General features: G+C 33.7%; 10 protein-coding genes. 6 read left to right on the forward strand and 4 right to left on the reverse strand.

What is annotated here, in order from left to right; genetic code table 11:
* Positions 1-43: 43 nt before the first annotated feature.
* The 4 genes from B0A65_RS00090 to B0A65_RS00105 all read left to right on the forward strand — a co-directional run bounded on the left by B0A65_RS00090 (position 44) and on the right by B0A65_RS00105 (position 4,361).
* Entirely contained in the window at positions 44-1,576 is a 1,533-nt protein-coding gene (locus B0A65_RS00090) for a serine hydrolase (RefSeq protein ID WP_074660980.1), read from the forward strand.
* A 32-nt stretch (positions 1,577-1,608) separates the two neighbouring features.
* Positions 1,609-2,076: a nuclear transport factor 2 family protein gene (locus tag B0A65_RS00095; RefSeq protein ID WP_242670203.1), complete on the forward strand. Its 468-nt coding sequence runs from the start codon at positions 1,609-1,611 to the stop codon at positions 2,074-2,076.
* Positions 2,077-2,307: 231 nt separating this feature from the next.
* Positions 2,308-3,762 carry a serine hydrolase gene (locus B0A65_RS00100; RefSeq protein WP_074660976.1) on the forward strand — a complete coding sequence of 485 codons (1,455 nt, stop codon included), beginning with the start codon at positions 2,308-2,310 and terminating at the stop codon, positions 3,760-3,762.
* A gap of 149 nt (positions 3,763-3,911) precedes the next feature.
* Positions 3,912-4,361, forward strand: coding sequence for a hypothetical protein (locus B0A65_RS00105; protein WP_074660975.1), 450 nt, complete (start codon positions 3,912-3,914; stop codon positions 4,359-4,361).
* Between the two features lie 95 nt (positions 4,362-4,456).
* Here the strand turns inward: B0A65_RS00105 and B0A65_RS00110 are convergent, their stop codons facing one another.
* A complete protein-coding gene (locus B0A65_RS00110) occupies positions 4,457-6,844 on the reverse strand; it encodes a penicillin acylase family protein (RefSeq protein WP_074660973.1) in 2,388 nt (795 codons plus the stop codon).
* Positions 6,845-6,961: 117 nt separating this feature from the next.
* Between B0A65_RS00110 and B0A65_RS00115 the strand changes: the two genes are divergently transcribed.
* Both B0A65_RS00115 and B0A65_RS00120 read left to right on the forward strand, forming a co-directional pair.
* The gene (locus tag B0A65_RS00115; protein ID WP_074660971.1) at positions 6,962-8,524 is read left to right on the forward strand and encodes a hypothetical protein; all 1,563 of its coding nucleotides are present in this window, start codon (positions 6,962-6,964) and stop codon (positions 8,522-8,524) included.
* A gap of 160 nt (positions 8,525-8,684) precedes the next feature.
* Positions 8,685-10,496 (forward strand): hypothetical protein, encoded by a 1,812-nt coding sequence (locus tag B0A65_RS00120; protein WP_074660970.1) that lies wholly within the window; start codon positions 8,685-8,687, stop codon positions 10,494-10,496.
* 56 nt (positions 10,497-10,552) lie between these two features.
* On the opposite strand, the gene B0A65_RS00125 is transcribed toward B0A65_RS00120, so the two are convergent.
* From B0A65_RS00125 to queA, 3 genes are all read right to left on the reverse strand, one after another.
* The gene (locus tag B0A65_RS00125; protein WP_074660968.1) at positions 10,553-10,978 is read right to left on the reverse strand and encodes a YMGG-like glycine zipper-containing protein; all 426 of its coding nucleotides are present in this window, start codon (positions 10,976-10,978) and stop codon (positions 10,553-10,555) included.
* 206 nt (positions 10,979-11,184) lie between these two features.
* On the reverse strand, positions 11,185-12,462 hold the full coding sequence (gene kynU / locus B0A65_RS00130) for a kynureninase (protein WP_074660966.1): 1,278 nt from the start codon (positions 12,460-12,462) through the stop codon (positions 11,185-11,187).
* A 176-nt stretch (positions 12,463-12,638) separates the two neighbouring features.
* Positions 12,639-13,688 (reverse strand): tRNA preQ1(34) S-adenosylmethionine ribosyltransferase-isomerase QueA, encoded by a 1,050-nt coding sequence (gene queA / locus B0A65_RS00135; RefSeq protein ID WP_074660964.1) that lies wholly within the window; start codon positions 13,686-13,688, stop codon positions 12,639-12,641.
* Between the last annotated feature and the right edge of the window lie 185 nt (positions 13,689-13,873).

Consider the following 13,873-nt stretch of genomic DNA (forward strand, 5'->3'; position numbering starts at 1 on the left):
TTGATTTAGTTTTGCAAAATCATCAATCATAATCAATCACAAAATGAAAATCAACAAATCAATTTTCCATTTAAAAAGCTTTTTAATTGGAATCCTGTTCTTCCAAATCCAATTTGGATTTTCCCAGGAAGAAAAAAACTCGGAATTATACAAAACCATCATGTCCAAAGACAGCCTTCTTTTTAATGTTGGCTTCAATACTTGCGACATAAAACAGTTTGAAAATTTATTAGCCAACGATTTTGAATTTTATCACGACAAAGACAGTATTTCTGATAAAAACAAATTTCTACAAACATTAAAAAAAGGCTTGTGCGCCAATACCGGAACCTATCAATCCCGGAGATATTTGGTGCCAAATTCTACTGAAGTCTATCCTTTATACAAAAAAGGTGTTTTATATGGCGCGATACAAATGGGTATTCATCAATTTTATGAAAAATCGGTAGGTAAAAATGAATCGCTCTCAGATGCAAAAGAACATTTTGGCAGTACAGCTAAATTTACTCACGTTTGGCTTTTAGAAAATGGTATCTGGAAATTAAAAAGATCCTTTAGTTACGACCATCAAAATACCAGCACAGCCGGAACCACATCAACCATTTTTGACAATGATGAGGAAATCACAAAATGGCTGCAACAAAATAATATTCCAACTTTAGGAATTGGAATTATCAACAACGGAAAACTTCAGGAAATAAAAGTATTTGGTGAACTTAAAAAGGGAGTTGCTGCGCCCTACAACACTATTTGGAATGTCGCTTCATTAACCAAACCGGTCACAACAATCGTGGCTTTGAAATTAGTAAGTCAGGGAAAATGGAATTTAGACGAGCCTTTAGACAAGTATTGGATCGATCCGGATATTGCCAATGATCCGAACCATAAATTGTTAACTACAAGAATCATTTTAAGCCACCAAACTGGTTTCCCGAACTGGAGATTTATGAATCAATCTAAAAAACTAGATTTCAAATTTAAACCAGGAACTCAATACTCATACTCAGGTGAAGGAATGGAATATTTGCGACGAGCTTTAGAAAAGAAATTTCACAAAACATTAGATCAATTAGCGAATGAATTGATTTTTAAACCACTAAAAATGAATGACACAAAATTTATTTGGAATGACATAAGCGATGTTTCCAGATATGCGGTTAACTACGGCAACAAAGGAAACGCTTACGAACCCGTTAAAAACAAAACCGCAAATGCCGCCGATGATTTATTAACTACAATTCAGGATTATGGCACTTTTTTATGCAGTGTCATGAATGGCGACGGTTTGAGTAAAAAGGTTTTTGAAGAGATGAATTCGCATCAGGTGACTCAAAATAAAAAAGACAAATACTTTGGTTTGGGTTTTGAGATTTATGACTTAGGAAATGATAATTACGCCTTGTCGCACGGTGGCGCTGACCAAGGTGTTCAAACACTGTTTTTTCTTCTTCCAAAAACAAAACAAGGCTTACTCATTTTTACCAACGTTGACGATGGCTACAAAGTTTATGAAAAGCTTCTTTTGAATTATCTTGGAAAAAATGGGCAAAAACTAATTGATATTGAAACGAAATAATGAACAGCAAGAAAATCAAAACTATGGAACCCATGATGAATATATTAATGCTTTTCATGCTTTTTTTAAGCAGAGAAGCAAAAGCGCAGACCAATACTGAAGTTTTAAAAATGGATATTTTAAAAACAGAAATCATGAAAATGGACAGTTTATTATTTGATGTCTCTTTCAATCAATGTGATGCGGCGCTTTTCAAAAAAATAATAGCTGATGATATAGAATTTTACGATGATCGATCCGGATTAAACACCTCAAAAGGAAATGAAATAAAATCACTACTAGATAAATGTGGAAGGACTGAAAAACTGACCAGAAAATTAAATTCTTGTACTATAGATAAATTAGGTGATTTTGGAGCCGTACAAATTGGCGAACACACTTTCTATGTTAATGGAAAACCTACCGGAACTGGAAAATTTGTTCATATTTGGGAGAGAAAAGACAAAGATTGGGTATTGAAAAGAATTGTTAGTTATGAACATAGAGCTATTAAAAAATAGCTCTTTTTTTTTGTCCCATTTATTATTTTTAAAGAAAAACAAAAAAAAGCAGATTGCTGTGAAACCAAATCGCATTTGAATCGTCTAACAAGAATCAAACACGAATAGCATCATCATTTTAATTTGTACATTCGCATAACAAATTAAATTTCAGATAATTAAGCAGTTTCAATAATCAATCAAAAAATCAACTACCGAATCATTAACCTTAATCAATAATCATCAATCACCATGAACAAATCAATTAAACTAATTGCAGTGTGTTTTATAGCCACGCTATCCACTTTTAGTCTGGCAGCACAAGACAAAGCAAAAAAAATTGACCAACTTTTAAGCAAATACAACGAATACGGACAATTTAACGGATCTGCCCTGGTATCAGAAAACGGAAAAGTCATTTTCAAAAAAGGATATGGTTCCGCCAACATGGAATGGAATATTCCAAACCAACCCGACACCAAATTTAGATTAGGTTCTATTAGTAAACAATTTACAGCCTTTTTAATTGTAAAATTAGCCGAAGATGGAAAACTAAAACTTGATGTTCCCATCACCACTTATTTACCAGATTATCCAAAAGCAAACGGAGACAAAATAACAATTCATCATTTGCTAACGCATACGTCAGGAATTCCAAATTATACTTCAGCTCCGAATTTCTTTAAAGAGAAAAGCAGAAATTCTTATTCGCCTGAAGAGTTTGTAAAAACATTTTCGAGTTTACCACTTGAATTTACGCCTGGTGAAAAATTCAACTATAGTAATTCCGGATATTTTTTATTAGGATACATTATCGAAAAAATTTCAGGCAAAACCTACGAACAATATTTGCAGGAAACCATTCTTACGCCTTTAAAAATGGCAAACACAGGATATGACCACAGCGACATCATACTAAAAAACAGAGCTGCCGGATATGAAAAACAAGGCAAAAAAATTATCAATTCTGCTTATTTAGATATGAGTATTCCGTATGCCGCAGGATCATTATATTCGACTGTTGAAGATTTATATTTGTGGGATCAGGCACTTTATACTACTAAATTGCTTTCACAAAAATCAATGGATTTATTGTTCAAACCCTATATTAGTACAGGGGGCGATAGTGCTTACGGATATGGCTGGTTTTTAGAAGAAGCTTCAAACGCAGACAAGGCTAAATTGAAAATTATTGAACACGGAGGTGGCATCAACGGCTTTAACACTATTATTTCGCGAGTACCTGCAGATAAGAATTTAGTAGTCTTATTAAATAACACTGGCGGAACAATTTTAGGTGAAATGAACGAGGGCATCAGAGCAATTTTATACAATCAGCCTTTTAATGAACCTAAAAAATCAATGGCACTTGAACTTTTAGACGTTTATTCAGAAAATGGTGCAATCGCTGGTACAGAGCTTTATAAAAAATTAAAAAAAGACCCCATTTATGGTATTAAAGAAGCCGATATAAACAGAGTTGGATACGTTTTATTACAAAATGGAAAAAAGAAGGAAGCTATTGAAGCCTTCAAAATCAATGTAGAAAATTTTCCCAAATCAGGAAATGTTTACGACAGTCTGGGCGAAGCTTATTTAGCCGATGGAGATAAAAAGCTGGCTATTGAAAATTACACGAAATCTATTGAACTTGACCCGAAGAACGAGAGTGGAAAAAAAGCTTTAGCAGAAATTTTAAAAAAATAATCTTAAAAATTACATATCAACTTCGATAGTGCCTATTTAAAAAAACGGTACTATCGAAGTTTTTTTTGTTACAATTTCTAACAATCAAGTTGGATAATTTATCATAAAAAATACTATTTTAGCCCTGCCCAAAAACACTAAAATAACCTATGAAAAATTTAAAAAAGTTCGCCTTTTTAGCTTTATTGCTATGTCTTTTTATTCCGGCAATTTCTATTTCTCAAAACAACCCGCCACCACCGGCAATGCCAACTCAACAAAATAAAATTATCGTTGACAGAATTATCGAAGCAACTCATTACAAAACGTATGTTGTTGATTATTGCTTAACTAAAATAAATGAGGCTTCCGCCAAAGAAGGCTGGAACGAGCAAAAAGCAATGGAGATTTCAGAAAGCATTAATTACAGAAACTTCAGAGACGCCATTTATAATGTTTTTGCTTTTTATGATGAAGTTGAATTAGAGACTTTATTAAAAGCCTATGAAAAAGATACTGCTTACCAGACAACAAACATCATGACCACAAATAAAGTGTTGCTTAACAATCTGAATATTTTCGCGAATGATATTGTTAAGGGGAAATATATCTCTAAGTAAGGGGCTAAGATACTAAGATACCAAGGTTCTAAGGTTTTTATACTAAGCCTTAGAACCTAACTTGAAACAAAGAAAACCTGAAACTTGAAACCTTTTTACTTTTTTGGTTTCAAAATTAACTTCGTCGAAGTTTTTATTATTTCTTCTTTATTCAGTTTCATTTTTCTGAATTTTCCGGCGTTAAACATTTCGGCCTGATCGCTATAATGTTCACTAAACGGATTTCCGGATTGTCCTGTTGGAATAATGCTCCAGCTGTTTTCAATGTCAGAGAAATCTACGACTCTTCTGGTTGACGGACCACCTTTTACATAATATTTCCCTTCATCGTTAAAACCAAAAAACTGGTTGTTAATCACTTCATTTGATCCGGGAGCGGCGAAAGGCCCAACGTTAAATAATTTGCGAAGCGCTGCTACTTTTCCAAGTGGATGTTCGTGTTCTACGGTATGCACTTTGCTCCAATTCCAGTCGGCAATTGTATTCCCTAACTGTTTTTGTAATGCCGAAACTGCCTCATGAAATGATTTTGAAACAACTTGATTTCTGGTTTCTTTTACATTTTTAGTTTTAATATCATCCCACCAAACTGAACTCTCATTAACAATTTGTCTCGCAATAATCTGTTTCCCTAAATGTGTTCCAAGAAATACAGCAAAATCTTCCTTGCCCATTTCGTCTTCAAACGTATTTTTCAAATACAAATAAATCCATTTGTTGTAAATCGTTGGTGCCACATCTTCCAGATTTGTAGTTCCTTTCCAGGCTTTTAAAACATTTAGCACTTCTTTTTCTTCCTCTGAAATTGCCTTACCATCCAGATTCGCAATTAAATTTTGAACCACACCCGTCGCAACAGAAGAGGTATTATCAAAAATCATTTTACTTATTCCTTCCTTATCCCAGTCTGATTTTGCATCCATTAAACCAGAAATTCTCTTGGCGCGATCCTCCGGTAAATAATACCCCGGATACAAATAACCATCAACCGGCTCTGGTTGATTATTAGCTGAATATACATAACCCCATTTTGGGTTTTCTGCAGATGGGTTTTTAGTAAAATCTAAATATTCTGTAATATCATCTTTACCACTCGCACCATCTAAGATAAAAAACGAATTCACCCCTTTATTGTGTTTATAAAGCGTTCCTGTCGCCCACCATGCAACATTTCCTTTAGCATCTCCATACATTACGTTCAATCCCGGAGCAGCAACCAATTGCACTGCTTTTCTAAAGTCGTCTTTACTTTTAGCGTGCGAAAGCCCGTAAACCGCATCCAGGATCTGAATCGGTTGTTGGGTATAAATCCATGACATTGCGATCGGTTTTTTACTTTTCAGATTCATCAATAAATCATTCATAATAGGTCCGTGTCGACTTGATTTAATCGTCAAAACTACATCTGAAGTATCTTTTATTGTAATGGTCTTCTTTCTGGATTCGTAAGTCGCAAAACCCGTTGGTGTCTGATATTGATTTGCATCATCCGCTTTGTTTGTTTCCTGATAAAAATCGATATCATCATTTTCAAACATCGTCAATCCGTAAGCATAATCACGGTTGTGTGCCAATAACGGAAAAGGAGTTCCTGCCAAATAACAACCATACAATTCATGTTTTGGGGTCACGATATGCGCTTCGTACCAGGTTGCCGGCTGCGAAAACCCAATATGCGGATCATTCGCAAAAATAACTTTTTTGTTTTTTGTTCTGTTTGGTCCTACTACCCAACTGTTACTTCCCACAAACGGCGGAATTGGCGATTTATCCAACAAACTTGCTACCGATTTTGAAATCTCAGCATATTCTTCCAAATGCTCCTTTGAGCTTCTAATTTTGGTCGTATTAAATTCTCCTAGAATACCTAAATCTTTTATATAGGCTGCGCCGTATTTGGCACGAAGATCAGTCAGTAAAGGATCAGTTTTTTGAGCCATCGCAAAACTGAAAGACATGTATCCAAAAATATTATAAACGTCTTTTATCGTGAATTTTTCTTTTTTTACTCCGACTAAAGTAAATTCAATTGGTGTTACACCTTCTTCTAAATACTGATTTATTCCATCAAGATATGCCAAAGTCAATTTATAACTTTCACTGTTTTTATCTAGTTTGGCAATGGCTTTCGCCGAAGCTTCTTCAATACCAATTCCGGAGAAAAACATATCATTTTTAAGCGCAACCGATCCGAATATTTCTGATAGTCTTCCCGGCGCAATCCTGCGCAGCAATTCCATTTGCCATAATCTTTCCTGTGCATGCACATAACCCAAAGCGGTCATCGCATCTTTTTCAGAATCGGCATAAATATGTGGAACTCCATAATCATCAAAATAAACTGTGGTTTCCTTTTGAAGGTTTTTCAGCTGTACTTCGCCTTCGTACTTAGGCTTCAAATGAAAAATATAGGCACATAAACCTATTCCTAAAAGAACAATTATAAGCACTACAACCAACAGGAATTTTTTAATTTTTTTCATATTCAAAAAAAGTATAACGATAAAAATGATTCGGTAATGATGTAACTTATAGACGTAATCGTATAAGAAACACTATATTTTAAAACTCTAAATTTATATTTAAAATCAATACGATAAATGTCAATCTACAAAAAAATAGCAATAGGTGTACTTTCCATCTTCGTTTTTGTGCTTTTAGTCAATTTCGGACTGAATTACTGGATCAAAAAACAACTACCGATTATTATTCAGGAGAAAAACAAAACTGCTTATCACATTAATTACGAGAAAATTGAAGTTTCACTTTGGTCCAGAAATATCTATGCCCAAACCTTATTGGTGCATCCAAAAAATCAATTGGAAAACAGCAAAATAAAAACCGGAATTTTTTCTAAAATTGAGTCGATTACCATTAAACATTTTAATATTTGGGATCTTGCTTTTCGCGATGTAATTCAGGCAGAAAGTATTATCATTAATAAACCCAGAGTTATTTTATACAAAAAGAACGATAAGCTTTTAAACAACAGCAAAAGCATTCGAACTGAAATTATAGATCCCTTTAGAAAAGTAATTGCGGTTTCGAATATTTATCTGAATGACGGAAGCATTGATGTTGTTTATTTAAAAAATAATAAACCTATTTTCAGCGTAAAGAATATTTTGCTGAAACTCGAAGGCATTTTAATAACTGATGCGACCTTAAAGGAAAAAATTCCCCTGCAATATGAAAAATATGTTTTGGTTTGTGATAGTTTATATTATAAACCGAATCAATTTTATCGAATGGATGTTGGTCAAATCACCACTGAAAACAATTTCCTGAAAATAAAGAATTTTTCGATGTTACCCGAATATAACCGAAAAACCTTTATTCAGAAATTAGAAAAAGAAAAAGACATTTATACGCTTAAAGTAGACTCGGTCAATATCAACAAAATGGATTGGGGATTTAAAAAAGATCGTTTTTTCTTCAAGGCAAATTCGGTTGTTATGAATCATTTTGATGCGAATATCTATCGCGGAAAAATGCCAAAAGATGACCTTAGCAAAAAATATCTTTACAATCATTTATTGCGAAATATTAAATTCCCGTTACAAATTGATACTTTACAGGTGCTGAAATCGAAGCTTGTTTATGAGGAAGAAATTGATTTTTCTAAAGGTCCGGGAAAATTAAATTTTGATCATTTTAATTTACAGGCAACCAATCTTCGAAGTGGTTTTGGATTAAAAAAAACGGCCGATGTAAAAATCAAAGTCAACTGTTTGTTTATGAAAACATCTCCTTTAAATGTTGATTGGAGTTTTAATGTTTTGGATCAAAAAGACAGTTTTCATATTCAGGGCGTAATTTCAAATTTTGATGTTGCGGCGATGGGGCAATTCAGCAAACCTTATATGAATGCTTCCTTTACAGGTGTTTTTAATAAATACCGTTTTAACTTTTATGGAAATGATAACATTTCAAAAGGAAATGCTTCCTTAGATTATGACGATTTAAAAGTGAAATTATACAAGAAAAAAAATCCTGAAAAAGAAGCTAAACTAAAATCGGCGATTGTTAATTTATTGGTCAAAGATGATTCAAAAGAAAAAGCCAAAACTGCTGATGTTGAATTGGAAAGAATTCAGGAAAAATCATTTTACAACTTTTTATGGAGAAGCATTGCAGAGTCTTTGAAGAAGATTTTGATTTAGATTTAAGCATACTTTCCGCCACGAATTCACGAATTTATTTATTTACAATTCGTGAATTCGTGGCGAATTTTTTTAATCCATGTGCATTTTAAACCTGACATTTATCAGGTTTTATAACAATCCTTTTTCTAACATTTGTTTTTATTTTAATTGAAAACAAATGAAAAAAACACCCTTACATACTTTTCATATTCCAGTCATGGGGCTTGCTTATACCATTGACAGCCCAATTAGAGTGGCACAATATGGAATTTCATCTGTGATTTCTATTGCTGATGACGATCTGATTGAAAAGATGCGTAATTTTTACAGTACGAAATTCAATCTTCCCTATGAAGAAATAAGTCAGAAATTTCATAATTACAGAGCAGAAAGAATTACGTCTTACCTCAACTTAGTAGACAAAATTGTCAAACAAAAATTTGAAAATTTTAAAACCGAATTAGCGGAAAGTAAAACTGCTGCAGAAAACTTTATGTCAATGCTACCCAATACATCAGACATTAAAAAAGGTTTTCAAAGTTTACTGGAAGATGGAATTTCGTTCAAAGAAAATATTCGCAATTATATGGAATCACATCTTACTGTCGGAGAAATTGATGTGAATATCATGACGAAATTAGACAAGGATAATTTTATTAAAAATGAATTATTACCTCTTGAATTTAATGATGCACATGCTGCCTTAAGAGGTTTTGCGAACAGTAATCTTGAATCTTCAGTCGTTCTTTCTGCCGGAATGAATCCGAGGCTTTACAGTTATTTTGAGAATTTTTCCGATTTCTTTCCGAATGAAAAAAATCAGCTTAAAAAGAAAATCATTTTAAAAGTAAGTGATTTCAGATCCGCTATGATTCAGGGCAATTTTTTAGCAAAAAAAGGACTTTGGGTTTCTGAATACCGAATTGAATCAGGCCTAAATTGTGGAGGACATGCTTTTGCAACCGATGGACTTCTATTAGGCACCATTCTGGAAGAATTCAAAGAGAAAAAAGAACAGCTAGTTCAATCGGCTCACGAATTAATGGTTAAAGCATTACAGCAAAAAGGAACGTCTTTTCCTGATCAGCCTTTAAATCTAAAAATTACCGTTCAAGGGGGTGTAGGAACGGCAGAGGAACATGAGTTTTTATTAAATAGCTATAACGTTGATTCAGTAGGCTGGGGAACTCCATTTTTATTAGTTCCCGAAGCCACTTCTGTCGACCAGACCACCCGAAATTTATTGATCAAAGCCAAAGAAAGAGATTTATATCTAAGTCATATTTCACCTTTGGGAGTTCCGTTCAATACCTTGCACGGCACGACAAATGAAATTTTGAAACAGAAACGAATTCACGAGAATAAAGCCGGAAGTTCTTGCCCTAAAAAATTTCTGGCATTAAGCAAAGAATATGATGCACACGGAATTTGTACAGCTTCTAAAAAATATCAGGATATTAAATTAGCAGAATTAGAAAACATAAAAGAAACACTTTCTGTAGACGTCTTCGAAAAATCAAAAATAAAAATCACCGAAAAATCGTGTTTATGTGTTGGTTTGGCCAATTCCTCTTATTTAGAAAATGATATCAAAATAAAAGGCCAGGCGCAAGGTGTTGTAATCTGTCCAGGACCGAATATGGCTTATTTTGATCAGGAAGTTTCCTTGAAGGATATGTTGCAACACATTTATGGAAATAAGTCTGTTTTAAGGGCTAAAAATCGCCCGAATTTGTTTGTAAAAGAATTGAAAATGTATGTTGATTATTTTAGAACTGAAATTGAAACTATTTCAGGAGAAATCACAGCCAATCAGATTAAGAAATTGAATAGTTTCAAATCAAATCTTTTAGAAGGAATTGAATATTATCATAATTTATTTGAATCTACTTTTTATTTTAAAAGTGAAACTGAAAAAATTAAATATCAAATTGATTTTTACAAAATGGAATTAAGCAGTATAAAGATTCCTGTTCCGGAAATGATATAAAGTAAAAACCCCGACTTAGAAATCTAAATCGGGGTTCTTTTTTTATTTAAATATTTTTATTCTTTCTTTTTACTGCCATCAATTATGGCACCTGTTCCGGCTCCAACTCCGGCTCCGGCCAAACCACCAATTATAGCTCCTTCACCTTTTTTCTTACTGATAATAGCTCCTGTTGCAGCACCAACACCAGCTCCAATTACCGCACCTTTTGCAGTTGAACTCCAACCTTTCTTTTTAGTTGTTGTGGTTGTTGTTGCAGTTCCGTCTTGTTGATGTACCACTACCACTTTTTGTGCTTCTACTTTATGCTCTTCTTTCATTTCCGCCATTTCAGTTTTCATTGAATCAATAATTTTTTGTTTATTAATTTCAACTTTCATCGAGTCAATGCTTGCCTGCTTGGCTTTATTAAGATCTCCTTTTCCCTGGTTTTGACAAGAAACAATAGTTAATGCGGCAAATACTATATATAAGGCTTTCATGATTGTAGTTTTTATGATTATACACTACAAAGTAAAGGAGATGTTATTTGTTGCTGTTATATGATTTGGAAGAAAGCTTACAAAATTACGTGATTGTAAAAAATTAAAGGCAAAGTCGCAGAGACGCAAAGTTTTTCTTTTAAGTTTTTTAATTGCGGCTTCGCTCCCGATAGCTATCGGGATTGCGATATTCTTTTCTTCTATGCTTATTTTCCTAAAATTCCTTGTTTTAAAATTTGCCCAAAGTCGTACATATCTTCATAAGAACAATATAGTGGAACAGGAGCTAAACGAATTACATTCGGTTCACGCCAGTCGGTAATAACTCCGTTTTTCATTAAATAATCAAATAAACTTCTTCCTTCTCCATGTAAAAAAACGGATAATTGAGAAGCTCTTTCCATTGGATTTGAAGGTGTAATAACTTCGAAATTACCTTTAACTTCTTTATCAATTTCATGTAAAATAAACTCTAAATAAGAAGTGATCTGATCTCTTTTGGCAATTAAAGCATCCATTCCAACTTCAGAAAACATTTCTACTGATGCTAAGTACGGTGCTAACGAAAGAACTGGAAGATTACTAATTTGCCATCCTCCTGCTCCATGAACCGGATCGAAAGTGGGTTCCATTTTAAAACGGCGTTCTTTGTTATGTCCCCACCAACCAGCAAATCTTGGTAAATCAGGATCATTGTGGTGTTTTTCGTGAACGAAACATCCAGAAGCATTTCCTGGTCCCGAGTTCATGTATTTATAACTGCACCAGGCAGCGAAATCTACATTCCAATCGTGAAGTTCTAATTTGATATTTCCAGCTGCGTGGGCTAAATCCCAACCCACTTTTGCACCGGCTTTTTGTCCAGCTGCTGTTATGGTTTTGATATCGAAAACTTGTCCGGTATAATAGTTTACTCCCCCAATTAAAACCAAAGCCAACTCATCGCCAACTTCTTCAATTTTTGCTAAAACATCTTCCAAACGAATATTATGTTCGCCGTCGCGACGTTTAATTTCTACAATCGCATCTTCTGGTTTATATCCATGAAAATGAACCTGACTCTGAAACATATATTGATCTGATGGAAACGCTTTTTCTTCGCAGATAATTTTATAACGTTTTCCTTTTGGCTGATAAAAAGATACCATCAGTAAATGAAGGTTTACAGTCAAAGTGTTCATTACCGTAACTTCTGAAGGTAAAGCACCCACAATTTTACTTAACGGTTCAGCAAATCTTTCCTGATAATCCCACCACGGTTTTTGCGCATAAAAGTGACCTTCAACTGCCAATTCTGCCCAGTCATTCATTACTTCGTCAACATAAGCTTTGGTACGTTTTGGTTGTAATCCTAAAGAATTTCCTGTGAAATAAATTACGCGTTTATCATTCACTTTCGGAAAAATAAATTGTTCCTGATAATGATTTAAAGTGTCTTGCGAATCAAGCTCTCGTGCGAATTCGCGTGTATTTTGAAAAGTCATTGAGTTTTTGTTTTGAGGCGTAAAAATAGGGAAATGTTTCTTTTGTTTCAAGTTTCAGGTTTCAAGTTTAACGTTGTGCAGAAGTTGAAACCTGAAACCTGAAACTTGAAAACTCTTTTAAAAACAAAAAACCCATCATTAACTGATGGGTTTTTTATAAAAAATATATCTCTTGATTAGATAATCAACATTGCATCTCCGTAAGAATAGAATTTGTATCCTTCTTTGATTGCTTCTTCGTAAGCTCTTTTCATTAAATCATGTCCACAAAAAGCAGAAATCATCATTAATAATGTTGATTTTGGTGTGTGGAAATTCGTGATCATACAGTTTGCAATACTAAAATCGTGAGGAGGAAAAATGAATTTATTTGTCCATCCTTCGTAAGGATTTAAAGTATTTTGAGACGAAACTGAACTTTCAATAGCACGCATTGAAGTTGTTCCAACAGCACAGATACGTTTTTTCTTTGCTTTTGCTTCGTTTACGATATCGCAAGCTTCTTGTTTGATGATCAATTCCTCAGAATCCATTTTGTGTTTCGATAAATCTTCAACCTCAACCGGATTAAAAGTTCCTAAACCAACGTGAAGTGTAACCTCAGCAAAGTTTACTCCTTTGATTTCTAATTTTTTCAAAAGGTGTTTTGAGAAGTGTAAACCTGCAGTTGGTGCAGCTACAGCTCCTTCTTCTTTTGCATAAATAGTCTGGTATCTTTCAGCATCTTCAGCAGTTACTTCTCTGTTGATGTATTTAGGAATTGGAGTTTCTCCCAATTCTGTCAATTTGTTTCTGAATTCTTCGTAAGAACCGTCATATAAAAAACGCAAAGTTCTACCACGAGAAGTTGTATTGTCAATTACCTCAGCAACTAACGAATCGTCATCACCAAAATAAAGTTTGTTTCCGATACGGATTTTTCTAGCTGGATCAACCAAAACGTCCCAAAGACGTTGCTCTGAATTTAATTCTCTTAATAAGAAAACCTCAATTCTTGCTCCTGTTTTTTCTTTGTTTCCGTACAAACGAGCAGGGAAAACTTTTGTATTGTTAAGAATTAAAACGTCTCCGTCATCAAAATAATTGATAACATCTTTAAACATTTTATGTTCTATAGTTTGTTTTGCACGATCGATTACCATTAAACGAGACTCGTCTCTGTTTTCTGCTGGAAATTCCGCTAAAAGTTCTTTTGGTAAATTAAATTGAAAATGTGATAATTTCATATTTGAATTGTTGATTTTAAAGTGTAGATCTTAGATTTTATATCTAAAATTATAAATCGTGTGCAAATATACGATTGTGAGATAGGCGTTGTCAAGTGTTTTGCTGTTTATTTTCAAAAGTCGTTGATTTACTGATGGTTTGACCTCGTTAAAAACCATTATTTTCACCATATAAGAAATATAAG

The organism is Flavobacterium frigidimaris (assembly GCF_002217275.1).
Lineage (GTDB): Bacteria > Bacteroidota > Bacteroidia > Flavobacteriales > Flavobacteriaceae > Flavobacterium > Flavobacterium aquidurense.